Source organism: Arthrobacter sp. BPSS-3 (assembly GCF_044628475.1).
In the GTDB taxonomy this organism is placed as follows: Bacteria; Actinomycetota; Actinomycetes; order Actinomycetales; family Micrococcaceae; genus Arthrobacter.
In genome coordinates this window covers 324,713-348,572 of record NZ_JBIMMV010000003.1, presented here as the reverse complement: position 1 = coordinate 348,572, position 23,860 = coordinate 324,713, and the positions used below count along the sequence as shown (strand labels likewise).

Here is a 23,860-nt window from a genome sequence, read left to right as displayed (position 1 = left end):
CAGACGAACGGTTAACCGGAGGCCGGCTCCCGTGCGGCGCGCTGCCACGGGTGTCGTTCGACGCACAAATGCCCTGTCGCGCCCGGAATTCCGGGTGCGGCAGGGCATTTGCGTGTCGACAGCCTCTTGATGCGTCGAGAGGGGGCTAGCCGAGGATTTCGGCGAGGAACGCCGCGGTGTGGCTGTCCTTGGACTTGGCAACCTGTTCCGGGGTGCCGGAGGCGACGATCCGCCCGCCGCCGGAGCCTCCGTCGGGACCCAGGTCCACGATCCAATCCGCACTCTTGATCACGTCAAGGTTGTGCTCGATGGTGATCACGGTGTTGCCCTTGTCGACGAGGCCCTGCAGCACCATGAGGAGCTTGCGGATGTCCTCGAAGTGCAGGCCGGTGGTCGGCTCGTCCAGGACGTAGACGCTGCGGCCGTTGGAGCGCTTCTGCAGTTCCGCGGCGAGCTTGACGCGCTGCGCCTCGCCGCCGGAGAGGGTGGTGGCGGGCTGGCCCAACCGCACGTAACCGAGGCCGACGTCGACCAGGGTGCGCAGGTGCCGGGCGATCGGCGAGAACGCGGCAAAGAACTCCGCGCCCTCCTCGATCGGCATGTTCAGCACGTCCGCGATGGTCTTGCCCTTGTAGTGGACCTCGAGCGTTTCCCGGTTATAGCGGGCGCCGTGGCAGACCTCGCAGGGAACGTAGACGTCGGGCAGGAAGTTCATCTCGATCTTCAGGGTGCCGTCGCCGGAGCACGCCTCGCAGCGGCCGCCCTTGACGTTGAAGGAGAACCGGCCGGGCAGGTAGCCGCGGACCTTGGCCTCCGTGGTCTCGGCGAAGAGCTTCCGGATGTGGTCGAAGACGCCGGTGTAGGTGGCCGGGTTGGACCGGGGCGTGCGGCCGATGGGGCTCTGGTCGACGTGGACCACCTTGTCCAGGTGCTCGAGGCCCTGGACGGTCTTGTGCCGGCCGGCCACCTGCTTGGCGCCGTTGAGCTTGGTTGCGAGGACCTTGTAGAGGATCTCGTTGACCAGCGTGGACTTGCCGGAGCCGCTGACGCCGGTGACCGCGGTGAAGAGACCCAGCGGGAAGGAGGCGTCCACGTTGAGGAGGTTGTTTTCCTTGGCCCCGACGACCTTCAGCTCGCGCTTCTTGTCGTACTTGCGGCGCTTCTTCGGCACCGCGATGGCCTTCCGGCCGGAGAGGTAGTCGCCGGTGAGGGACTCGGTGTTCTTCAGCAGGTCCTGGTAGGAGCCGGAGTGGACCACCTTGCCGCCGTGCTCGCCGGCGCCCGGTCCGATGTCCACCACCCAGTCGGCCTCGTGGATGGTGTCCTCGTCGTGTTCGACCACGATCAGGGTGTTGCCGAGGTCCCTGAGCCGGGTCAGGGTCTCGATGAGCCGGCGGTTGTCGCGCTGGTGCAGGCCGATCGAGGGCTCGTCGAGGACGTAGAGCACGCCCACCAGGCCGGAGCCGATCTGGGTGGCCAGCCGGATGCGCTGGGCCTCGCCGCCGGACAGGGTGCCCGAGGACCGTTCCAGGTTCAGGTATTCGAGGCCGACGTCCAGCAGGAAGGTCAGGCGGGCCTGGATCTCCTTGAGCACCTGGTTGGCGATCTGGGCCTCGCGGCCGGTGAGCACCAGGGTGTCCAGGAAGTGCGCGCACTCGCGCATCGGCAGGGCGGCGACCTCGGCGATGGATTTGCCGTTGATCAGCACGGAGAGCGAGGCCGGGTTCAGGCGGGCGCCGTTGCAGGCCGGGCACGGGACCTGCCGCATGTATTCCTCGTACCGGTCGCGGGCCGAGTCGGAGTCCGTCTCGGTGTGCTTGCGGTGCACGTACTGCACGACGCCCTCGAAGCCGGTGCTGTACTTGCGTTCCCGGCCGAAGCGGTTGCGGTACTGCACGACCACCTTGTGGTCCTTGCCGTGCAGCACGGTCTGGCGGGCATCCTTGGAGAGTTTCTCCCAGGGCGTGGTCATGGAGAAGCCGACGTCCTTGGCGAGGCCGCTGAGGAGACGAATCCAGTATTCGGTGGTGGCGGCGCCCATCGACCAGGGGGCGATGGCTCCCTCGGCCAGGGACAGCTCGGGGTTGGGGACGATGAGTTCCTCGTCCACCTCGAGCCGGGTGCCGATGCCGCTGCAGACCGAGCAGGCACCGAACGGGTTGTTGAAGGAGAAGGAGCGGGGCTCGATCTCGTCCAGCGCGAGGGGGTGCTCGTTGGGGCAGGCGAGGTGCTCGGAGAACGCGCGGATCCGCTCGGGATCGTCGGCGTCGAGGTCTACGAACTCTGCCAGGACGCGGCCCTCGGCGAGCCCCAGGGCGGTCTCCACCGAGTCGGTAAGGCGCTGGCGGATGCCTTCCTTCACCACCAGGCGGTCCACCACCACCTCGATGGTGTGCTTGAACTGCTTGCCCAGCTTGGGCGGGTCGCTGAGCTGGACCAGCTTGTCGTCCACCCGGGCGCGGGAGTAGCCCTTGGCGCTGAGCTCCTTGAAGAGCTCGACGAATTCGCCCTTGCGGCCGCGGACCACGGGCGCAAGGACCTGGAACCGGGTGCCCTCGGGCAGTTCCTGCAGCTGGTCGACGATCTGCTGCGGGGTCTGCTTGGTGACGGGCTCGCCGCAGACCGGGCAGTGCGGGCGCCCCACACGGGCCCAGAGCAGGCGCATGTAGTCGTAGATCTCGGTGATGGTGCCCACGGTGGAGCGGGGGTTCTTGCTGGTGGACTTCTGGTCGATCGAGACCGCGGGCGAGAGTCCCTCGATGAAGTCGACGTCGGGCTTGTCCACCTGGCCGAGGAACTGCCGGGCGTAGGCGGAGAGCGACTCGACATAGCGGCGCTGGCCCTCGGCGAAGATGGTGTCGAACGCCAGGGAGGACTTGCCGGAGCCGGAGAGGCCGGTGAAGACGATCATCGCGTCGCGCGGCAGGTCCAGGTCAACATTGCGCAGGTTGTGCTCGCGGGCGCCCTTGACCACCAGGCGGGAGAGGTCGGGCCGTTCCGGCACCGCGGTGGCCGCCCGGGCCGTCTTTCCTTCGGTCCGGGACACGGCTTTTCCGGGCTCCGGCGCGGTGGCGTCAGGCTGGATAACGACGGCGGGTTCTTCAGCTACGGCTTTAGGCACGCTTACCATGCTAATCGAAAACTTCTTCGAATCGCTATTCGGGCGGTGCGTGTGCTAGGGCACCCCGGTCAGGGGCGCTCAGTGGCGGTCGTACGCGGCGGCGAGCAGCTGGACCGCCTCGGCGAAGCTGGCGCCCTTGGCCCGCGCGGCGGCGGCGTAGTCGGCGGCGGACTCGGCGAGGGACCCCCAGGCCTCGTCCCGCGCGCAGACCACCGTGCCGTTGCGGCCCTGGGTGCTGACGACGCCGGCGGCCTCGAGTTCCTTGTAGGCGCGGGCCACGGTGTGCGGCGCGACGCCCAGCTCGGCGGCCAGGCTGCGGACGGCGGGGAGCCGGGTTCCGGGGGCGAGCGTGCCGTCGTCGGCCCGTTCGATGATGTTCAGCCGCAGCTGCTCGAACAGCGGGACGGAGCTGGCGGTGCTGGGCTTCCAGGTGCCCGGAAAGGCGGCCGTGCCGGCGGCGGGAGGCGTCACCGGCCGGACTCCAGGGCGTCCGCGGCGGCCGGCAGCCCGGCGAACTGGGCGCGGCACAGCGCGGCGTAGTGGCCTCCCCGTCCGGTCAGTTCCTGGTGGGTGCCCTGCTCAACGATGCGTCCTTGGTCCATGACGAGAATTAGATCAGCGTCCCGGACGGTGGACAAGCGGTGGGCAATCACGAAGCTGGTCCGGTCCTCCCGGAGCCGTGCCATCGCCTCCCGGATCTGCAGCTCGGTCCTGCTGTCCACGGAACTGGTGGCCTCGTCCAGGACCAGGATGCTGCCGCCGGCCAAGTGGGTGCGGGCGATCGAGATCAACTGGCGCTGGCCGCGGCTGAGCGAGCCGCCGTCGTTGCCGAGGACGGTGGCGTACCCGTCCGGGAGGGCGCGGACGAACGGGTCGACGTGGCTGGCCTGCGCTGCGGCGATAATGTCCGCGTCGGGGGCACCGGGCCGGCCGTACTCGATGTTGTCCCGGATGGTGCCGGTGAAGAGCCAGGCGTCCTGCAGGACGGTGCCGATGCCCGCCCGGAGGACGTCCCTGGGCAGTTCCGCGATGTCGACGCCGTCGATGGTGATGCGGCCGGCGTCGGGCTCGTAGAAGCGCATCAGGAGGTTGACCACCGTGGTCTTCCCGGCGCCGGTGTGGCCGACGATCGCCACCGTCTGGCCGGGTTCGGCCGTGAAGCTGAGGTCGCGGACCACCGGTGCGTCCGGGCGGTAGCCGAAGCTGACCCCCTCGAAGCGGATCCGTCCGGCCGGAAGGGCGGCGTTGCCGGTGCCTGCGGTATCGACGGGGTCGGCGCCTCCGGCGGTGTCGGCGGGGATTTCGTCCGCGTCGAGCAGGGCGAAGACGCGCCCGGCGGACGCCAGGCAGGACTGGATCAGGGTGAGCATGCCGCCGATCTGCCCCATCGGCTGGCTGAAGAGCCGGCTGAACTGGATGAAGGCCTGGACACCGCCGATGCTCATGGTTCCCGCGGCCACCTGGAGCGCCCCGATGACGGCGACAGCGATGTAGTTGAGGTTGGCGACGAACAGCATCAGCGGCTGCACCATCCCGGAGAGGTACTGGGCGCTGGAGGCGGCCCGGTAGAGCCGCTCGTTCCCGGCGCGGAAGACCGTGGCGGCGGCCTCCTGGCGGCCGAAGGCCTTGACCACCTCGTGCCCGGAGAAGAATTCCTCGAGGTGGGCCTGGACGGCACCGGTGCTGCTCCACTGTTCGCCGAAGTGCGCCTGCGACCGGCGTGCCACCAGGACGGTGACCAGGGTGGACACCGGCACGGAAACGAGCGCGATGAGCGCCAGCAGCGGCGAAAGCCAGATCATCATGGTCAGCGCGCCGGTGAGCATCAGGACGGACATGATCAGCTGGTTGAGCAGCTGGTTCAGGGACTGGGAGACGTTGTCGACGTCGTTGGTGGCCCGGCTCAGCACGTCGCCGCGGTGCTGGCCCTCGAAGTGGGCGGACGGCAGGACGTGGACCTTGCGTTCGACGGCGGCCCGGAGGCCGTAGCTGAGCCGCTGCACGGCGGTGGCGGTGAGGGCGCCCTGGATCCAGCTGAAGACGGAGGCGCCGAGGTACATCAGCGACACCGCCAGCAGCAGCCGGCCCAGGTGCGCCTCGTCGAAGCCCCGGCCCATGACGCCGCGGACCACGATGTCGGTGGCGTCGCCCAGGTACTTCGGTGCGGCGACGTTCAGGGCGGCGAAGCCGCAGGTTGCCGCGACGACGCCTGCCATCCTGAGCCGCACGGGCCGGAGCAGTCCGAGCAGCCGGGCTGCCGTCCGCCGCCGCGGCGGGGGCGGCGGGGTGACGGCCGTATCGGTTTCGGCCGTGCCGGCGGCGCCGTCGGCGGTCACAGGCTGTCCGCCAGGATCAGCTGGGAGGCGGCAATGTCCCTGTACGCCGCGGAGCCGGCCAGCAGCGCGTCGTGGCCGCCCTGCGCGGTTACCCGCCCCTCCTCCAGCACCAGGATGGTGTCCGCGTCCGCGATGCTGGCCACCCGTTCGGCCACCACCAGCACGGTGGCGTCCGCCAGCAGGGGCTGCAGGGCGCGGCGCAGCCGGTGGTCGGTGCCGTAGTCCAGGGCCGAGAAGCTGTCGTCGAAGAGGTAGACGTCGGCGTGGCGGAGCAGGGCCCGGGCGATGCAGAGCCGCTGCCGCTGGCCGCCGGAGAGGTTGGCGCCGCCCTGGCTGAGCGGGGCGTCGAGCCCGCCGTCGAGTTCGCGGACGAAGACGTCGGCCTGCGCGGCCTCCAGCGCCTCCCACAGTTCGGCGTCGGTGGCGTCGGGCCCGCCCACCCGGAGGTTCCGCGCCACGGTCCCGCCGAAAAGGTGGGAGTGCTGCGGCACCAGCGAAATCCTGCCGCGCAGCTGGTCCAGGGGCAGCGTGGCAATGTCGGCCCCGCCCAGGGAGACGGTGCCGTGCGTCGGGTCCAGGAAACGTGGCAGGAGGTTCACCAGCGTGGTCTTCCCGCTGCCGGTGGCGCCGATGACCGCGGTCGTGGTGCCGGGGCGGGCCGTGAAGCTGATCCCGGAGAGCACGGGCTTCTCTGCCCCCGGATAGGCGAAGCCGACGTCGCGGAACTCGACGGTCCCGGCGGCGGCGCGGGGTTCGACCGTCCGGACTGCAGCGCGGACGACGGCGGTGCCGGGGTCGGCGATGGACGGCTCCGTGTCCAGCACCGCCCGGATCCGTTCGGCGCAGACGGCAGCCCGGGGCGCCGTGGTGAACACGTACATGGCCATGACGATCGCGATCATGATCTGCAGGATGTAGGCGATGAACGCGGCCAGGGCGCCCACCTTCATCTGCCCGGCGGCGATCCGGTGCCCGCCGAACCAGACGACCGCCACGGATGACAGGTTCACCACGATCATGATCAGGGGATTCATCCCGGCCACCAGCAGCGCCGAATCCAGGTTGTTGCGGGTGAGGTCCCGGTTGACCGCGCCGAAGCGCCGCATCTCGTGCTCCTGCCGCACGAAGCTGCGGATCACGTTGGCACCGATGATTTGCTCCCGCAGCGTCCGGCCGGCGCGGTCGATGAGCTGCTGGCCGGCCCGGTAGAGCGGGATCAGCCGGCGGACGATCAGGAACATGATCGCTGCCAGGAGCGGGATGACGGCGACCACGATGCCGGAAAGCGCCACGTCCTGGTGAACCGCCAGCACGATGCCGCCCACGAAGCTGGCGGGCGCCGCCACCAGCATGGTCAGGACCAGCAGGGTGAGGTTCTGGATCTGGACGACGTCGTTGGTGGCCCGGGTGACCAGGCTGGACGCGCCGAAGCCGGCGATGTCCTGCGAGGAGAAGGTCTGCACGGTGGCGAAGAGGTCGCTGCGCAGGTCCCGGGCGACCCGCATGGCGACGACGGCGCCGAGGTAGCCGGCGGCGAGGGCCGTGACCACCTGCACTGCGGCGACGGCGGCCATGACGGCCCCCAGGCGCGGGATGGCCGGGGTGTCGCCGGCGACGATCCCCTGGTCGATGATCGCCGCATTCAGGGTAGGAAGGAGCAGGTTGGCGGTGGTCTGGAGCAGCTGGAGCCCGATGATGGCCGCGACCGCGCCCCGATGCGCGGCCAACGCCCGTCTGATCAGGGCAAACAGCATAGAACCTCCAACGTCGGGTCACGCAGCGTGATGGCGGACGTCGTAGCCGTCGCCCGCCGGGCCGGTACCGTCCCCGGCCTGGCGGCGGAAAGGTACCCGGAAGCGGAGAGTCAGGCGGCCGCCCCCAGACCGCTTTGTCATTGTATGCCTACGACTCACCGGAAGTTGTCACGCGGCGTGTCACATCCGTCAATCGAGGAGGGAGCCGCCGCGCTTGCGGGCGACCGCGAAGACCCGGCGGAACTCGAAGACCGTCCCGTGCGGCCCCCGCGGGTAGGCCTCCCGGAGCATCGCACCGTACTGCGCCTCGAAGCGTTCGGCGTCCGGGCCGTCGAGTGCGGCGAGGACCGGCCGCAGTCCGGTGCCGCGGACCCACTCCAGGACGGCATCCGGACCCTGAAGCACCTGCAGGTAGGTGGTCTCCCAGACGTCCGCGTCGCAGCCGGCATCGAGCATCAGCTTCAGGTAGTCGGCGGGCTGGCCCACAACGTCGTCGTGCCGGAGGACTCCGGCGAGCGGTACGGCCCACTCCCCCGTCCCGGCCAGGGAGCGCATCAGCGCGTGCGAGGGGGCATCGAAGTTGCCCGGGACCTGGAGGGCGAACCACGCGCCGGTGCGGAGCGCGGCCAGCCAGCCCTCCAGCAGCCCGCGGTGGCCCGGGACCCATTGCAGGGCCGCGTTGGTGACCACGACGTCGGTTTCCGGACCGGGCTGCCAGCCGGCGATGTCGGCCCGTTCGAAGCTGAGGCCGCCGCCGGCCAGCGCCGCTGCACGTTCCAGCATCTCCGGTGAGGAGTCGATACCCACCACGTGGGCACCCGGCCAGCGGGCGGCGAGGGCAGCCGTCAGGTTGCCCTGTCCGCAGCCGAGGTCCACCACCTGCCGCGGCGCTTCGGCCCGGATCCGCCCGGTCAGGTCGTAGAAGGGCCGGTCCCGGTGGTCGCCGAACTGTGCATACTTGGCCGCATCCCACTTCATGAGTTCCCCCGCCTCGCGATGCTCTTTAACCGCAGTGTTCTTTCACCGCAGCGTTCTTCCAGGGGAAGCCTAAGCCCGGGCGGGGGCCTCCGGGGCCTCATGGCCCGCCGTCCGCGCGGCGCCCGCCGCGAGGTCCGCGAGGTCCGCGATCCAGGAGCCCAGCTCCGCCAGGGTCCGGGCCGAGATGCCGTGGCCGCCCGGGTCGCGCCGGGAGCGGGCGGCAGCGGATGATTCGCCCCGCAGGTACCGCCAGGTGCGGTCGAGCAGTTCGGCGGGGATCACCCGGTCCTGCTCGCCCTGGGCCACGAAGACGGGCGTCCCGTCGAGCAGGCCAGGGGTCACGGGGACTCCGGCGTCGAAGGGCAGCGTCCCGTAGAGGATGGCCGCGCCGGCGTAGCGGCCCGGGTCGGAGAGCAGCAGCCCGCCGGCGAAGGCGGCGCCGCCGCTGAAGCCCACCAGCACCACGGGGCGGCCGGCCGGGGCGGCCCCGTCCAACCATGTCCGGAACCAGGCCATGGTCCCGGCCAGGGATTCGGCTACGGGCCGTCCGATGCCGCGGTTGGCGAACCAGGCATAGCCGCCGCCCTCGGCGATGGGGGCCCGCACGGCGGCATAGGCGGCGCCCTCGGGCAACGCGCCGGCCAGGCCCAGGATGTCGCGTTCGTTCGATCCCCGGCCGTGCAGCAGGACCACGAGTGGTGCCTTCGGGTCTGCGGACCCTGCGGTCGCCACCACCGGCGCCGGATAGGTGTCCGTCATTTACTTCGTCACCTTCAGGCCGGTGTCCCAGGTGAAGTCGGGGAACGCGGGGCTGGCCTGCATGGTCATGAGGACGAACTGGAAGCCTTCGAGTTCGCGGGCGCGCTTGAGCGGTCCGACGGCGAGGGGCCGCATGCCGGCGTCGCTGACGAAGCGGGCGACGGCGGCGGTGGCCGCCTCGTCGTCGCCGGCGATGAAGACGTCCAGCGGCTGCCCGGCGGACTGGCCGGTCATGAGGGTTCCGGCGAAGGTGGTGTTGAAGGCCTTGACGACGGGCGCACCGGCGGGGGCCAGGGCGGCAATTTCCTCGGCCGCGGAGCTGCCCGGGGCGACCATGAGGGAGTCGAAGGTCTCGAAGTTGACGGGGTTCGTGATGTCAACGATGACCTTGCCGGCCAGGGCGGCGCCATAGCTCTCCACCACGTCCCTGGCGGCGTCGAACGGAACCGCGAGGACGAGGAGGCCGCCGGCGGGGGCGCTCCCGAGGCTGCCGTGGCCGACGCCTGCGCCGAGTTCACCAGCCAGCGTCCGGGCCTTGTCCGCGTCCCGGCCAAGGATTTCGACGGTGCGGCCGGCAGCGAGGGCGCGGGTGGCAATGCCACGGGCCATGGAGCCGTTGCCGATGATGGTGATGTCAGTCATGGGGTTCTTCTTTCCAAAGAGGCGTGCCAGGAGGTTTTTCATGGGGTTCTGTTCTGCCGGGATCGAATTGATAAGTTGAAGCTACAACTAAAACTACGCCGCTGCAGTTGAATGTTCAAGTGTTTGCTGCGCCGGTGCGGAATCCTGCCTGACGGCCGCGGCACTAAGCTGGAAGGCAATGAAACTCGTAGATCAGCTCCCCGCCCCGGCCGCCCGCGTTTCAGGCGGCGCGGGTGTGGACCCGGACGAGCTTTACACCCGCTTCGTCGAGTGGACGGAGAGCCGCGGAATCGCCCTCTACCCCGCCCAGGACGAGGCCGTCATGGAACTGGCCTCCGGGGCCAACGTCATCCTCGCCACCCCCACCGGTTCGGGTAAATCGCTGGTAGCGATTGCCGCCCATTACCAGGCGATGGCCCGCGGACAGCGCAGCTACTACACCGCCCCGATCAAGGCCCTGGTCTCCGAGAAGTTCTTCGCGCTCTGCGAGATCTTCGGCGCCGAGAACGTCGGCATGATCACCGGTGACTCCGGCGTCAACCAGGACGCCCCGATCATCTGCTGCACGGCGGAAATCCTGGCCAACATTGCCCTCCGGGAGGGCTCCGCCGCCGAACTCGGCTCCGTGATCATGGACGAGTTCCACTTCTATTCGGACCCCCAGCGCGGCTGGGCGTGGCAGGTGCCGCTGCTGGAACTGCCGCAGGCCCAGTTCCTGCTGATGTCCGCGACCCTCGGGGACGTCAGCCGCTTCGAAACCGGCATCACCGACCTGACCGGCCGCCCCACCACCACGGTCAGCTCCGTGGAGCGGCCCATCCCGCTGCACTTCTACTACCAGCAGACGCCGGTGCACGAGACCCTGGAGGAATTGCTCTCCACGAAACAGGTCCCGGTGTACGTGGTGCACTTCAGCCAGCTGGAGGCGATCGACCGGGCCCAGACGCTGATGAGCATCAACGTCTGCACCCGGGAGGAAAAGGACCGGATCGCCGAACTCATCGCCGGCTTCCGGTTCGCGCCCGGGTTCGGCAAGACCCTGAACCGGCTGGTCCGGCACGGCATCGGCGTCCACCACGCGGGCATGCTGCCCAAGTACCGCCGCTTGGTGGAGCAGCTGGCGCAGGCGGGGCTGCTGAAGGTCATCTGCGGCACGGACACCCTGGGCGTGGGCATCAACGTTCCCATCCGCACCGTGCTGCTCACCGCCTTGAGCAAGTACGACGGCGTCCGCACCCGCCTGCTGAACTCCCGCGAATTCCATCAGATCGCCGGACGCGCGGGCCGCGCCGGCTACGACACCGCCGGCACCGTGGTGGTCCAGGCGCCCGAGCACGTGATCGAGAACGTCAAGGCGATGGCCAAGGCCACCGCCAAGTTCGGCGACGACCAGAAGAAGCTCCGCCAGGTGGTCAAGAAGAAGCCGCCCGAGGGCTTCGTGTCCTGGGGTGAGCCGACCTTCCAGCGGCTGGTCGAGTCCGTGCCGGATCCCCTGGTCTCCAGCTTCACCGTCACGCACGCGATGCTGATGAACCTGATGGAACGCCCCGGCGATCCCTTCCAGGCCGCCCGCCGGCTGCTGACCGAGAATCACGAAACGAGGCCCGCGCAGCTGAAGCTGATGAAGCGCGCCCTCGGCATCTACCGCGAGCTCCTGGCGGCGGGCGTCGTCGAGCGGATCCCGGCCGCCGAGCAGGGCCCGGACGGCCGGTCGGTCCGGCTGACCGTGCACCTGCAGGCCAACTTCGCACTGAACCAGCCGCTCTCCCCCTTCGCCCTGGCGGCGTTGGACCTGCTGGACCCGGAGTCGCCGTCGTACGCCCTGGACGTCGTCTCGGTGATCGAGTCGACGCTGGAGAAGCCGCGGCAGATCCTCTCCGCGCAGCAGAAGAAGGCCCGCGGCGAGGCTGTTGCCGCGATGAAGGCGGACGGGATCGACTACGACCAGCGGATGGCCATGCTGGAGGAAGTCACCTACCCGCAGCCGCTGGCCGAGATCCTGGGCGAGGCGTTCGAGGTCTACCGCAAGGCCGCGCCCTGGATCGGCGACTTCGAACTCGCGCCCAAGTCCGTCATCCGCGACATGTACGAACGGGCCATGAACTTCGGCGAGTTCGTCCAGTTCTACGGCCTGGCCCGCTCCGAGGGGATCGTGCTCCGCTACCTGGCGGACGGCTTCAAGGCGCTCCGCCAGACCGTGCCTCAGGACGCCCTGCGCGAGGACCTCGAGGACCTGATCGCCTGGCTCGGCGAGCTGGTCCGGCAGGTCGACTCCAGCCTGCTGGACGAATGGGAGGAACTCACCTCCGGCGCCGCGCCCACCCCGCACGACGCTCCCCCTCCCCCGCCGCCGTCGCTAACATCCAACGTCCGGGCCTTCCGGGTGATGGTGCGGAATGAGATGTTCCGCCGCGTCGAGCTCTTCGCGGACGAGGCCGCCACCGAACTCGGGGAGCTCGACGGCGCCGCCGGCTGGGATGCCGAGCGCTGGGAGGACGCCCTGGACGACTACTTCGACGAACACAACGACATCGGCACCGGGCCGGACGCGCGCGGACCCGGGCTGCTGATCATCACCGAGGAGCCGGGCCGCTGGAAGGTCCGGCAGATCTTCGACGATCCGGAGGGCAACCACGACTGGGGCATCTCCGCCGAGGTGGACCTCGCCGCCTCCGACGAGGCCGGCAGCGCGGTGGTGCGCGTGACCGACGTTAACCGTCTGTAGCCGCTAGTAAACTGCAGTCCATGACTGTAATCCGGCCCGCGGCCGCCTCCGACGTCCCCGCCATCCTGCAGATGATCCACGACCTGGCCATCTACGAAAAGGAGCCGGACGCGGTCCGGAACACCCCTGACATGCTCACCGAAGTGCTGTTCGGGGAGAACCCGCGGGTCTTCGCCACCATGGCCGAGAACGAGGCGGGCGAGGTTCAGGGATTCGCTCTGTGGTTCCTGAACTACTCCACCTGGGAGGGCGTCCACGGGATCTACCTCGAGGACCTGTACGTCAAGCCGGAGGCCCGAGGCGCCGGGCACGGCAAGGCCCTGCTGCAGCACCTGGCTGCCACCGCCATCGAACGCGGCTACGCCCGGGTGGAGTGGAGCGTCCTGGACTGGAACGAACCCTCCATCGCGTTCTACCGGAACCTCGGTGCGGCGCCGATGGACGAATGGTCCACCTTCCGGCTCACCGGCGACGCCCTGGCGGCGTTCGGTTCCCGCGCGGAGGCGGCCCGTGGCTGACACCGTGGCCCCGGCACCCGCCGCGCACGCCCCGCTGCCCGTCCTCGAGTCCGGCTCCGTCCCGCACGTGGTCAAGGGCCGGCACAGCTACCGGGGGATGCGCACCACCGAACACTACTTCGAGGTCCCCCTGGACCATGCGGATCCCGAGGGCGAGACCATCACTGTCTTCGCCCGCGAGTACGTCTCCGCCGACCACACCGAGGAGCAGGCTCAGGAGCTGCCCTGGCTGCTCTTCCTGCAGGGCGGCCCCGGCGGCCGCGGCAACCGGTTCCCGTCCCTGGGCGGCTGGAGCAAGGCCGCGGCCAAGGACTTCCGGATCCTCATGCTGGACCAGCGCGGCACCGGCCTGTCCTCCCCCGCGGACCGGCACACCCTGCCGCTGCGGGGCAGCGACAGGGACCAGGCCGAGTACCTCACCCACTTCCGCGCCGACTCGATCGTGGCCGACGCCGAGGCCATCCGCCGGACCCTCGGCGCGGCACCGTGGACCATCTATGGGCAGAGCTACGGGGGCTTCTGCGCCCTGACCTACCTGTCCTTCGCCCCGGAGGGTCTGCGCGAGGTGCTGATCACCGGGGGCCTCGCACCCCTCACCGGCCCCGCGGACCGGGTCTACCAGGCCACGTTCCGCCGGGTCGCCGCCCGCAACGCCGAATACTTCGGCTGGTACCCGGAGGACCGGGAGACCGTGAACCGGATCGCCCGGCACCTGCGGGAGACGCCGGAGGTGCTGCCGGATGGCAGCCCGTTGACGGTGGAGCGGTTCCAGATGGTGGGTTCCTTCCTGGGCGGCAACACCCGCGTGGACGCCCTCCACCACCTGCTGGAGGACGCCTTCACCGCCACTCCCGACGGCGACCGGCTCTCCGACACCTTCCTGGAGCAGGTCCGCGGCCTGGTCACCCGCGCCGCCAACCCGCTCTACGCGCTGATGCACGAATCCATCTACGGCCAGGGTGAGGCGACGGACTGGGCGGCGCTGCGCGTGCTGCAGGACCACCCGGAGTTCCGCCCGGACGTGCCGGCCCCGCTGCTCACCGGCGAGATGGTCTACCCCTGGTACTTCGAACAGGACCCTGCGCTCGAGCCGCTGCGCGCCGTCGCCGCCCTGCTGGCAGAGAAGGACGACTGGGCGCCGCTCTACGACCTGGATCGACTGGCCGCCACCACGGTGCCGGTCGCGGCCGCCGTCTACACCGACGACATCTACGTGGACCGGGACCTGTCGCTGGAAACCGCCCGCGCGGTGCGCGGGCTGCAGGTCTGGGAGACGGACGAGTTCCACCACGACGGCATTGCCGACGACGGCGAGGCGATCTTCGGCCGCCTGCTGGGGATGGCACGGGCCCACACGGCCTGACACTGTCTGGCGCCGCCCGTTACCGCCTCAGACCGTACCGGACAGCCGCGCACAACAATGCCCGGGGAAGCGCTGGCTTCCCCGGGCATTGTTGCCAGCGCGACCGGCGCTAGCCGGTACTGGGTCGGCGCTACTCGGCGTCGGTCAGGCTCTTGCGGGAGTCTTCCTCGAGCCGGGCGTCCAGCTTGGCGGTGGTGGCCTTGGAGCTGTAGAGGCTGGCGACGACGGCGATGATGATGGTGCCGACGATGACGCCGAGGGAGACGAAGGTGGGGATCTCCGGGGCCCATTCGATGTGCCGGCCGCCGTTGATGAAGGGCAGCTCGTTGACGTGCATGGCGTGCAGGACCAGCTTGACGCCGATGAAGGCCAGGATCACCGAGAGCGCGTGCTTGAGGTAGACCAGCCGGGTCATCAGGCCGCCCAGCAGGAAGTACAGCTGGCGCAGGCCCATCAGGGCGAACAGGTTGGCGGTGAAGACGATGAACGCGCTCTGCGTCAGGCCGAAGATCGCCGGGATGGAGTCCACCGCGAAGAGGAGGTCGGTCAGGCCGATGGTGACGAAGACGATCACCATGGGGGTGAAGACCTTCTTGCCGTCCACCACGGTGCGGATCTTGCCGCCGTCGAACTTCTCGGACATCGGCAGGACGCGGCGGATCCTTGCGATCAGCGGGTTCTCCCGGTCCTCTTCGTCCTCACCCTCGTCCTGGGCCTGCTTCCAGGCGGTCCAGAGAAGGAACGCGCCGAAGATGTAGAACACCCAGCTGAACTGCTCGATGACGATCGCGCCGAGCATGATGAAGATGCCGCGCAGGATCAGGGCGATGATGATGCCCACCATCAGGACTTCCTGCTGGTATTTCCGGGGCACCGAGAAGCGCGCCATGATGATGATGAACACGAACAGGTTGTCGATGCTCAGGCTGTACTCGGTGACCCAGCCGGCGACGAATTGGCCGCCGTACTCGGGGCCGGTGAAGAGGAACATGGCGCCCGCGAACAGCAGCGCCAGGCCGATGTAGAACGAGACCCAGAGGCCGGCTTCCTTCATCGACGGCTCGTGCGGCCGCTTCAGGACCAGCAGCAGGTCGATGGCAAGAATCAGGCCGAGGACGGCGAAGGAGCCGATCTCAAACCAGAGGGGAAGTTCAGGCACGTAGAAACCTTTCGGAGGGCATGACTCAACGGTGTAAGTCTCTCCGGCCCCACGGCGGCCAGGAACGCGTTCCTGGATCTGGTGTGGTGCCCGCTACGTCCGGCATGGCGTCCGTGCCATGCGTGCTGACGATCGTAGCGCTTTGGGATACTCCCCTACGTGCCTCCCAGTTTACCTCAGGCGTGACCTGCCGACTGCATCTGCCGGAGCTCCTTCTTGAGGTCGCCGACCTCGTCCCGGAGCCGGGCGGCGAGCTCGAACTGCAGCTCGCCGGCGGCGGCGTGCATCTGCTCGGTGAGCTGTTCGATCAGGCCCACCAGGTCCTCCGCGGGCGCCGCGGCGAGGCCGTCGGCGCGGACCTTCGCTCCGCCCTTGCCGCCGTTCTTGCCCTTGCCCTTTCCGGCGCTGGCGAGCAGTTCGCGGGTGTCCGCATCCTCCTTAGCCAGCTGGTCCGTGATGTCGGCGATCTTCTTCCGCAGCGGCTGCGGGTCGATGCCGTGGTCCTTGTTGTAGGCAACCTGGATGGCGCGGCGGCGGTTCGTCTCGTCGATGGCCTGCGCCATCGAGTCGGTGATTTTGTCCGCGTACATGTGCACCTCGCCGGAGACGTTACGCGCGGCACGGCCGATGGTCTGGATCAGTGAGGTGGCGGAGCGGAGGAAGCCTTCCTTGTCCGCGTCCAGGATGCTGACCAGGGACACCTCGGGCAGGTCGAGGCCCTCACGAAGCAGGTTGATGCCGACGAGGACGTCGAACACGCCCATCCGCAGCTCGCGCAGCAGCTCGACGCGGCGCAGCGTGTCGACGTCGGAGTGCAGGTACTCCACCTTCACGCCGTGGCCCACGAGGTAGTCGGTGAGGTCCTCGGCCATGCGCTTGGTCAGCGTGGTGACCAGGACGCGCTCGTTCTTGGCCGTGCGGGTCTTGATCTCGCCGAGCAGGTCGTCGATCTGGCCCTTGGTGGGCTTCACGATCACCTCGGGGTCGATGAGGCCCGTGGGGCGGATGATCTGCTGGACGAAACCATCCGCCTTGCCGAGTTCATACTTGCCCGGCGTGGCCGAGAGGTACACGGTCTGGCCGACGCGTTCGAGGAACTCGTCCCACTTCAGCGGCCGGTTGTCCATGGCGGAGGGCAGCCTGAAGCCGAAGTCCACCAGGTTCCGCTTGCGGGACATGTCGCCCTCGTACATGGCGCCGATCTGCGGCACCGTGACGTGGGATTCGTCGATGACCAGCAGGAAGTCGTCCGGGAAGTAGTCGAGGAGGCAGTGCGGGGCGGTGCCCGGTTCACGGCCGTCGATGTGGGCGGAGTAGTTCTCGATGCCGTTGCAGAACCCCATCTGCTGCATCATTTCCAGGTCGTAGGTGGTGCGCATCCGGAGACGCTGGGCCTCGACGAGCTTGTTCTGGCTCTCCAGGACCTTGAGCCGGTCGGCGAGTTCGTCCTCGATCCGCTTGATGGCGCGGCCCATCCGCTCCGGCCCGGCGACGTAGTGCGAGGCGGGGAAGACGTACATCTCATCCTCGTCGCGGAGCACCTCGCCGGTGAGCGGGTGCAGGGTCTGGATGTTCTCGATCTCGTCGCCGAAGAACTCGATCCGGATGGCCAGTTCCTCATACATCGGGATGATCTCGACGGTATCGCCGCGGACCCGGAAGGTGCCGCGGTGGAAGTCGATATCGTTGCGCGCGTACTGCATCGAGACAAACTTCCGCAGCAAATCATCGCGGTTCATCTCGGCGCCCCGGCGGAGCGTGACCATCCCGGAGATGTACTCTTCCGGCGTGCCGAGGCCGTAGATGCAGGAGACGGTGGCGACCACGATGACGTCGCGCCGGGTCAGCAGCGCGTTGGTGGCCGAGTGCCGGAGCCGTTCGACCTCCTCGTTGATGGAGGAGTCCTTTTCGATGAAGGTATCCGTCTGCGCGACATAGGCCTCGGGCTGGTAGTAGTCGTAGTAGGAGACGAAATACTCGACCGCGTTATTGGGCAGCAGTTCGCGGAACTCATTGGCCAGCTGGGCGGCGAGGGTCTTGTTCTGGACCAGCACCAGGGTGGGCCGCTGGACCTGCTCGATCAGCCAGGCCGTCGTCGCGCTCTTACCGGTACCGGTGGCGCCCAGGAGCACCACGTCCTTCTCGCCGTTGGTAATCCGTTCGGTGAGTTCGGCGATCGCCGCGGGCTGGTCACCGGCGGGCTTGAACTCGCTGATGACTTCGAAGGGCGCCACGACACGGTTGATTTCCTGGGCAAGGCTCATGAATCTAATTTACCGCCGGGCACCGACAGGAACAGCCGATTCAGCTTTGGGCGGTACGGCCGCCCCCGGGGAGGCCGTACGACGGCGGCTGCCAGCCGGTGCGGGCCGCCCACTCCTCCATCCGGGGAACGGCGTATGCGGTCAGCCAGTTCTCCTTGTCCGCGGCGTACCCGGCGGTCGACCGGTCCACCTCGTGCAGGCGCGCGGCGCGGCGCTTCTCCGCGAGGTAGGCCGCGCGGGCACCGTCGTCGTCGCGCAGCCAGTCGCGGAAGCACAGCGCGAACCGCCAGCCCGGGGAGCCGGCGGCCCGGAGGTGGAGGTTCACGGCCCGGCCGGGGTCGGCGCTGCCGTGCAGTCGCTTCCCCCACTGGCCGGGGTCCGCGTCCGCGGGTTTGGGGTGGTCGGCGAGGACGCCCGGCCAGACCGGGAAACCCGCGCCGGTCAGGGCGGCTGCCAGCCGGTCGGCGGCGGCCATGTCCGCGACGCCCAGCTGCAGGTCCAGCACGTCCTTGGCCGCCAGACCGGGCACGGCGGTGGACCCCACGTGGTCCAGCGTCAGGGCCTCCTCCCCCGCCGCCACCCGGAGCCGGGCGATGATCCGGGCGGCCTGCGCCGGCCAGTCCGGGTTGGCAGGGGTCAGCGCGGGGCCACCGGTGCGGGCCGCCACGCGGCGCCGGTTGAGGTTGTCGGCGTAGGGGGTGAGGCGGAACTTCCAGAGCCGGTCCACGGCGTCCCGGAGTTCGTCCTTGGAGCCGGCGTTCTCGAGCACGACGTCGGCGGCGGCCAAGCGTTCCTCCCGGCCGGCCTGCGCGGCGATCCGGCTGAGGGCCTGATCCTCGGTCATCTTCCGGTGCTCCACCATCCGCCGGACCCGGACGGGTTCGGGCGCGTCGACCACCACCACGAGGTGGAAGTGGGCGCCCTGCCCCGTCTCCACCAGCAGCGGGATGTCCTGGACCAGCACGGCGCCGGCGGGGGCCGCGGCGGTGAGGGCAGCGGCCCGTTCCCGCACCAGCGGGTGGATGATGCCGTTGAGCACGGCGAGCCGCTCCGGATCACCGAACACGAGGGCGCCGAGGCGGGGCCGGTCCAGGCGCCCGTCGGGTCCCAACACCGCGGAGCTGAACGCCTCCACCACCTTCGCGAGCCCCGGCGTGCCCGGCTCCACCACTTCCCTGGCCAGCGCGTCGGCGTCGACCAGGACGGCGCCGAGCTCGCGCAGCCGTGAAGCCACCACTGACTTTCCCGAGGCGATCCCGCCGGTCAAACCGATCTTCAGCACACCTCAAGACTAAACTGAACGGGTGCCTGACGACGCCGAATTCCAGGAGAGCCGGGCCACCGCCTACACCGTCCCCGCCGGTCCGGAGTTCCGGCACGAGCTGGAGATCAAGCGCTCACGCTTCATCACGGTGATCGCCCGCACCGCCGACGAGGACCAGGCCCGGGCCGTGGTCGCCGGGCTGCGGCGGGAATTCCACGACGCGCGGCACCACTGCTCAGCGTTCGTGCTGGGCCCCGACCGGGACGTCCAGCGTTCCAGCGACGACGGCGAGCCGTCCGGCACCGCCGGAATCCCGATGCTGGAGGCGCTCCTGAAACGCGAAACCGTCCCGGGCGCCGCGGACCTCAGCGACGTCACCGCCGTCGTGGTCCGCTACTTCGGCGGTATCCTGCTGGGCGCCGGCGGCCTGGTCCGCGCCTACTCCGAATCGGTGTCCGCCGCCCTGGACCTGGCGCCAATGGTGCGCCGGCAGCGGCTCAGGACCTGCTCCGTCGCCGCGCCGCACGCCACCGCCGGAAGGCTGGAGAACGACCTCCGCGCCGCCGGGTTCGTGATGACGGAGGCCGCCTACGAGCAGCACGCCACCGTCTTGCGGCTGGCGCTGCCGGACGATCCCGCCGGGCTGGACCGGGCCGCGGAGCGGGTGGCCGCCCTCACCGCCGGCGGGGCCTCCCTGCAACCGGGCGGGACGGAGTGGGTCGATGTCCCGCTCCCCTGACGCCGCAGAGCCGACCGACGTGCCGCCCATTGACCTGGCACCCATCGACGTAGCACTTCTCGACGTTACGGAGGCCGTGCTGAAGCGGCTGCTGGCCGTCGCTCAGGACGATGCGGACGCCGACGAGGTAACCCCACCGGGGGGCTGGTCTCCGGGCTGGAATGCGGACCGCGTCCGATGGTTCCGCGCCTACCACCGGGCCGCGGCAGCCGGGCTGGAGGGGCCGGCCCGGGAGAAAACCTGGGCGGTCACGGCGGGAGGTACGCTTGCCGGTGCCGTCCGGCTCAAGGCTGTGTCTGTCCCGGGGACCGCCGGGGGCTCCCTGGTGCTTGAAACCGGGATCTGGCTGCGCCGGAGCCTGCGCGGCCGGGGCATCGGCCGGGAGGCATTGCGGCTGGTCACGGTGCAGGCGGCGGCCACAGGGGCCGCGGTCCTCACGGCGGACACCGCCACCGTCAACGCCGCGGCCCGGTCCCTGCTGGCGGGCCTTGGTGCGACGCTCGCCGACGACGGCACCCGGGTCACGGCCCGGATCCCGCTCCCCTAGGATCTCAACCCATCTGACTGGCAGCTGAGGCCGTTGTGAGCATTGATAACGGCCTCAGCTGCGAGTCACTTGGGTGTGCCACGATGGGAGGAAACAGCCGAGGGCAAAGGACGGGAGCAGCGGCATGAGCGGCAACTATGACTTGGAGCGGTTCGTGACGGCGCAGGACTCTGGCGGCACCTACCGGCAGGCGCTGGCCGAGCTGGAGGGCGGGGCCAAGCGCAGCCACTGGATGTGGTTCGTCTTCCCGCAGGTCGCCGGCCTGGGCATGAGCGCGACGTCGCGCATGTATGCCATCGCGTCGCTGGACGAGGCCCGCGCCTATCTGGCGCATCCGGTGCTCGGCCCCCGGCTGCTGGAGTGTGCCCGCGCCGTGCTCCAAGTGGACGGCCGCAGCGCCGTGCAGATCTTCGGCGGCATCGACGCCCGCAAGCTGCAGTCCTCGGCGACCCTGTTCCTCCGGGCCGATCCCGGGCAGCCGGAATTCCAGCAACTGCTCGACCGGTATTTCGACAGCACGGCGGACGACGCCACGGACCGGATCCTCGCCGGCTGAAGACGCCGCTTAAACCACCAAGGGCCCCTGCATAGTGCAGGGGCCCTTGGTGTGTGGCCCGGGAAACCCGGGCCGCTGGCAATTAGTTGCCGGTCAGCTTCTCACGCAGGGCGGCGAGAGCCTCGTCGGAAGCGAGCGTGCCGCCACCGGTGTTGGACTCGGACGCAGCCGGCTCCGAGGAGTAGCTGGTGGTGCCGGAATCGCTGTCACCGGACGTCGCAGCAGCGGCGTCGTCGGCAGCGTGCTGGGCAACCTGCTTCTTGTGGGCTTCCCAACGGGTCTGGGCGTCAGCGTACTGCTGCTCCCAGGCGGCGCGCTGGGTCTCGTAGCCCTCGAGCCACTCGTTGGACTCCGGGTCGAAGCCCTCCGGGTACTTGTAGTTGCCCTCTTCGTCGTACTCTGCGGCCATGCCGTACAGAGCCGGGTCGAATTCGGTGCTGTCGGCGTCGACGCCCTCGTTGGCCTGCTTGAGGGACAGCGAGATGCGGCGGCGCTCGAGGTCGATGTCGATGACCTTGACGAAGAGCTCGTCGCCAACAGAGACGACCTGCTCGGCCAGCTCAACGTGGCGCACGGCGAGCTCGGAGATGTGGACCAGGCCTTCGATGCCGTCTTCGACGCGAACGAACGCACCGAACGGAACGAGCTTGGTGACCTTACCCGGAACAACCTGGCCGAGGGCGTGGGTGCGGGCGAAGGTCTGCCACGGATCTTCCTGCGTAGCCTTGAGCGACAGGGAGACGCGCTCGCGGTCCAGGTCGACCTCGAGAACCTCGACGGTGACTTCCTGGCCAACTTCGACAACCTCGGACGGGTGGTCGATGTGCTTCCAGGACAGCTCGGAAACGTGAACCAGGCCGTCGACGCCGCCAAGGTCCACGAAGGCACCGAAGTTGACGATCGAGGAAACGACGCCGGGACGGACCTGGCCCTTTTCCAGCTTGTTGAGGAACGTGGAGCGGACCTCGGACTGGGTCTGCTCGAGCCATGCACGGCGGGACAGCACCACGTTGTTGCGGTTCTTGTCCAGCTCGATGATCTTGGCTTCGATCTGCTGACCGATGTACGGAGCGAGGTCGCGCACGCGGCGCATCTCGACGAGGGATGCGGGCAGGAAGCCGCGCAGACCGATGTCGAGGATAAGACCACCCTTGACAACTTCGATGACGGTACCGGTGACGACGCCGTCTTCTTCCTTGACCTTCTCGATGTCGCCCCAGGCACGCTCGTACTGAGCACGCTTCTTGGAGAGGATCAGACGGCCTTCTTTGTCTTCCTTGGTGAGCACCAGGGCTTCGACCTGATCGCCAACGGAGACAACGTCTCCGGGGTCAACGTCGTGCTTGATGGACAGCTCGCGGGAGGGAATGACACCTTCGGTCTTGTAACCGATGTCGAGCAGGACTTCGTCGCGGTCGACCTTGACGACGGTGCCTTCAACGAGGTCTCCGTCGTTGAAGTACTTGATGGTCGCGTCGACAGCTGCGAGGAAATCCTCAGCGGACCCGATGTCGTTGATCGCGACGACAGGGGTACCGGACTTCTCGGTAGAGGTGATGGTCATGTAGTAGGGGCTCCGTTGTGGATAGTGAGTCGGTCAGGCAGACCGTCCAGCCCGCATCGGCGACACGGGGAGAAAGCACGGCAGATCGCGGGCGATCTGCCGGGTCATCCTGATTCTGTGGATTTGGTTGCGCACACGTAGTACACGCCCGCTTAGTCTAGTGCCATCCGCCGAGCCCGGTCAAAGCGCATGCGGGCGCGGCGCAGCCCGGCACCGGGCGGGTGCCGGGCTGCGCGAGATCCTGAACAGCCCCTCCGCGGGCGGCCCGCTTAGAAGTGCGTGAGGCAGTGCGGGGGGCGTTCGACGGCGAACATCCGGGCGGCGCGGAACGCGCCCGACGGCGTGAGCTCCCGGATCCGGCCGGCGGCCGCGAGGGTGACCGGGTTGACGCCGCCGACGAACATCGAGGACAGGTCGGCGATGTCCAGCTCCAGGTCCGCGGGCAGGTCAGCGCCCTGCCCGGTGACGTCGGCGACCGTGGCGGTCCCGCCGACGACGTCGAGGGCGAACGTGCCGCCGGCGATCCCAAGGCCGTCGGCGACCGTCAGCACCAGGCGGCCGTCGGCCGGGTAGTGCCGGGCGGCCAGGGCCCGGGGCACGTCCAGGATGCGCAGCCAGAGCATGTCGCGGGGTTCCGAGGCCTCCACGCAGCGGGGGTCCTTCAGCGCCCACGGCAGCGGGTCGTCCACGGGAGCCTCCTGCCACGTGACGCGCTCCACGAGGTCGATGGCGCCGAGGTACTGCCACAGTTCGAGGTAGGCGTCACGGGTGGCGGCCACCAGGTCCACGACCTCCATGGTGGCCGGCGTGCTGGACCAGCCGCCGAACTTGTACGAGACGTATCCGTCCACGATCCCGTCCGGGCCATAGTGCAGCGCGGTCTTGATCTTCGGGTCCTCGTTGGCTTCCCGGCTGACCTCACCGGAGACGAACTGCCGGTAGAACTCATGCCGGCCCACGGAGCCGGGGGTCTGGCGGTGGACCCGGTCGAAGATCTGCGGGGCGAGCTCCAGGAGGACCTTGGGATCGGCGACCTCCACGCTGCCCACGGGCACGTGGTTGAGGACGAAGCGGGCGCTGGTGTCCACCTTGATGGACTGTTCCGCCGTGGCGACCCCGTAGCCGAACCGGCCGTAGATGGACGCCTCCGAGGCGGTCAGCGCCGCCACGGCGAGGCCTTCCTTCCGGGCGAGTTCCATTTCCTGCACCATCATGCGGCGCAGCAGCCCGCGCCGGCGGTGCGAGGTCCGGACCGTCACAGCCGTCACCAGCCGCGCGTCGAGCAGGCGGCCGAACCCGATGTTGAGCGTTTTGTTCATGGTGCCGAAGGTGGCCACCGGGATGTCGGCGTCGAGCGAGTGCGCGGCGACCCGGCCGGTCTGGTAGGCGCCGGTCATTACCCGGCCGTCGGTCCGCTGCATGGCGATGCCGCGGTCCACGCGTTCCTCCGTGCGGCGGTCGTCGTGGAAGCCGAAGGCGACGGCGCGCATCCAGGCAACCGCCTCCGGGTAGGCCGTCTCGCCCTTGGCCGCGGGCGTGAACCGCCGGATCTCATATTGTTCTGACACGTG

General features: G+C 69.2%; 18 protein-coding genes. 6 read left to right on the top strand and 12 right to left on the bottom strand.

The features are described 5' to 3' along the window. Positions 1-145: 145 nt before the first annotated feature. From uvrA to ACFVY3_RS07360, 7 genes are all read right to left on the bottom strand, one after another. Entirely contained in the window at positions 146-3,121 is a 2,976-nt protein-coding gene (gene uvrA, locus ACFVY3_RS07390) for an excinuclease ABC subunit UvrA (RefSeq protein ID WP_377970605.1), read from the bottom strand. Positions 3,122-3,199: 78 nt separating this feature from the next. Further along, positions 3,200-3,592, bottom strand: a complete 393-nt coding sequence (locus ACFVY3_RS07385; RefSeq protein ID WP_290257930.1) for a GntR family transcriptional regulator — start codon at positions 3,590-3,592, stop codon at positions 3,200-3,202. Continuing rightward, complete coding sequence (locus tag ACFVY3_RS07380; protein ID WP_400159289.1) at positions 3,589-5,337, bottom strand: ABC transporter ATP-binding protein; 1,749 nt, start codon at positions 5,335-5,337, stop codon at positions 3,589-3,591. The genes ACFVY3_RS07385 and ACFVY3_RS07380 overlap by 4 nt, the downstream gene beginning before the upstream one ends. A 116-nt stretch (positions 5,338-5,453) precedes the next feature. Beyond that, the gene (locus ACFVY3_RS07375) at positions 5,454-7,211 is read right to left on the bottom strand and encodes an ABC transporter ATP-binding protein (RefSeq protein WP_400159272.1); all 1,758 of its coding nucleotides are present in this window, start codon (positions 7,209-7,211) and stop codon (positions 5,454-5,456) included. Between the two features lie 189 nt (positions 7,212-7,400). Then, entirely contained in the window at positions 7,401-8,189 is a 789-nt protein-coding gene (locus tag ACFVY3_RS07370) for a trans-aconitate 2-methyltransferase (protein WP_400159271.1), read from the bottom strand. Between the two features lie 69 nt (positions 8,190-8,258). Next, a complete protein-coding gene (locus ACFVY3_RS07365) occupies positions 8,259-8,948 on the bottom strand; it encodes an alpha/beta hydrolase (RefSeq protein WP_400159270.1) in 690 nt (229 codons plus the stop codon). Next, a complete protein-coding gene (locus ACFVY3_RS07360; RefSeq protein WP_377970614.1) occupies positions 8,949-9,590 on the bottom strand; it encodes an NADPH-dependent F420 reductase in 642 nt (213 codons plus the stop codon). It lies immediately after the preceding gene. Positions 9,591-9,768: 178 nt separating this feature from the next. On the opposite strand from ACFVY3_RS07360, the gene ACFVY3_RS07355 reads away from it, so the two are divergent. From ACFVY3_RS07355 to ACFVY3_RS07345, 3 genes are all read left to right on the top strand, one after another. Continuing rightward, positions 9,769-12,315, top strand: coding sequence for a DEAD/DEAH box helicase (locus tag ACFVY3_RS07355; RefSeq protein WP_400159269.1), 2,547 nt, complete (start codon positions 9,769-9,771; stop codon positions 12,313-12,315). Positions 12,316-12,335: 20 nt separating this feature from the next. Continuing rightward, a complete protein-coding gene (locus ACFVY3_RS07350; protein WP_400159268.1) occupies positions 12,336-12,833 on the top strand; it encodes a GNAT family N-acetyltransferase in 498 nt (165 codons plus the stop codon). Positions 12,834-12,930: 97 nt separating this feature from the next. Next, positions 12,931-14,196 (top strand): alpha/beta fold hydrolase, encoded by a 1,266-nt coding sequence (locus tag ACFVY3_RS07345; protein WP_400159288.1) that lies wholly within the window; start codon positions 12,931-12,933, stop codon positions 14,194-14,196. Between the two features lie 130 nt (positions 14,197-14,326). Here ACFVY3_RS07345 and ACFVY3_RS07340 read toward each other — a convergent pair whose 3' ends face one another. The 3 genes from ACFVY3_RS07340 to coaE all read right to left on the bottom strand — a co-directional run bounded on the left by ACFVY3_RS07340 (position 14,327) and on the right by coaE (position 18,901). Beyond that, positions 14,327-15,355, bottom strand: coding sequence for a TerC family protein (locus tag ACFVY3_RS07340; protein ID WP_400159267.1), 1,029 nt, complete (start codon positions 15,353-15,355; stop codon positions 14,327-14,329). Positions 15,356-15,531: 176 nt separating this feature from the next. Further along, complete coding sequence (uvrB, locus tag ACFVY3_RS07335; RefSeq protein ID WP_364137457.1) at positions 15,532-17,619, bottom strand: excinuclease ABC subunit UvrB; 2,088 nt, start codon at positions 17,617-17,619, stop codon at positions 15,532-15,534. Positions 17,620-17,659: 40 nt separating this feature from the next. Then, a complete protein-coding gene (gene coaE / locus ACFVY3_RS07330) occupies positions 17,660-18,901 on the bottom strand; it encodes a dephospho-CoA kinase (RefSeq protein WP_364137459.1) in 1,242 nt (413 codons plus the stop codon). Positions 18,902-18,923: 22 nt separating this feature from the next. Here coaE and ACFVY3_RS07325 point away from each other — a divergent pair, with 22 nt between their 5' ends. The 3 genes from ACFVY3_RS07325 (at position 18,924) to ACFVY3_RS07315 (ending at position 20,725) form a co-directional block, all read left to right on the top strand. Continuing rightward, the gene (locus tag ACFVY3_RS07325; protein WP_364137461.1) at positions 18,924-19,622 is read left to right on the top strand and encodes a YigZ family protein; all 699 of its coding nucleotides are present in this window, start codon (positions 18,924-18,926) and stop codon (positions 19,620-19,622) included. Then, positions 19,606-20,169, top strand: coding sequence for a GNAT family N-acetyltransferase (locus tag ACFVY3_RS07320; protein ID WP_400159266.1), 564 nt, complete (start codon positions 19,606-19,608; stop codon positions 20,167-20,169). Before ACFVY3_RS07325 ends, ACFVY3_RS07320 begins: the two co-directional genes overlap by 17 nt. Positions 20,170-20,293: 124 nt before the next feature. Then, on the top strand, positions 20,294-20,725 hold the full coding sequence (locus tag ACFVY3_RS07315) for a DUF1810 domain-containing protein (protein ID WP_400159265.1): 432 nt from the start codon (positions 20,294-20,296) through the stop codon (positions 20,723-20,725). A gap of 82 nt (positions 20,726-20,807) precedes the next feature. Here the strand turns inward: ACFVY3_RS07315 and rpsA are convergent, their stop codons facing one another. Both rpsA and ACFVY3_RS07305 read right to left on the bottom strand, forming a co-directional pair. After that, entirely contained in the window at positions 20,808-22,289 is a 1,482-nt protein-coding gene (gene rpsA / locus ACFVY3_RS07310) for a 30S ribosomal protein S1 (protein ID WP_290257943.1), read from the bottom strand. Positions 22,290-22,558: 269 nt separating this feature from the next. Then, on the bottom strand, positions 22,559-23,857 hold the full coding sequence (locus ACFVY3_RS07305) for a GNAT family N-acetyltransferase (RefSeq protein ID WP_400159264.1): 1,299 nt from the start codon (positions 23,855-23,857) through the stop codon (positions 22,559-22,561). Positions 23,858-23,860: the final 3 nt, after the last annotated feature.

What these genes read in the sequence shown, in the direction of transcription:
- ACFVY3_RS07370 (WP_400159271.1), bottom strand. Translation starts at nt 8,189, where the DNA reads ATGAAGTGGGATGCGGCCAAGTATGCACAGTTCGGCGACCACCGGGAC.
- ACFVY3_RS07315 (WP_400159265.1), top strand. Translation starts at nt 20,294, where the DNA reads ATGAGCGGCAACTATGACTTGGAGCGGTTCGTGACGGCGCAGGACTCT.
- ACFVY3_RS07365 (WP_400159270.1), bottom strand. Translation starts at nt 8,948, where the DNA reads ATGACGGACACCTATCCGGCGCCGGTGGTGGCGACCGCAGGGTCCGCA.
- rpsA (WP_290257943.1), bottom strand. Translation starts at nt 22,289, where the DNA reads ATGACCATCACCTCTACCGAGAAGTCCGGTACCCCTGTCGTCGCGATC.
- ACFVY3_RS07320 (WP_400159266.1), top strand. Translation starts at nt 19,606, where the DNA reads ATGTCCCGCTCCCCTGACGCCGCAGAGCCGACCGACGTGCCGCCCATT.
- ACFVY3_RS07380 (WP_400159289.1), bottom strand. Translation starts at nt 5,337, where the DNA reads ATGGCAGGCGTCGTCGCGGCAACCTGCGGCTTCGCCGCCCTGAACGTC.
- ACFVY3_RS07355 (WP_400159269.1), top strand. Translation starts at nt 9,769, where the DNA reads ATGAAACTCGTAGATCAGCTCCCCGCCCCGGCCGCCCGCGTTTCAGGC.
- ACFVY3_RS07345 (WP_400159288.1), top strand. Translation starts at nt 12,931, where the DNA reads ATGCGCACCACCGAACACTACTTCGAGGTCCCCCTGGACCATGCGGAT.
- ACFVY3_RS07375 (WP_400159272.1), bottom strand. Translation starts at nt 7,211, where the DNA reads ATGCTGTTTGCCCTGATCAGACGGGCGTTGGCCGCGCATCGGGGCGCG.
- uvrB (WP_364137457.1), bottom strand. Translation starts at nt 17,619, where the DNA reads ATGAGCCTTGCCCAGGAAATCAACCGTGTCGTGGCGCCCTTCGAAGTC.
- ACFVY3_RS07360 (WP_377970614.1), bottom strand. Translation starts at nt 9,590, where the DNA reads ATGACTGACATCACCATCATCGGCAACGGCTCCATGGCCCGTGGCATT.
- ACFVY3_RS07350 (WP_400159268.1), top strand. Translation starts at nt 12,336, where the DNA reads ATGACTGTAATCCGGCCCGCGGCCGCCTCCGACGTCCCCGCCATCCTG.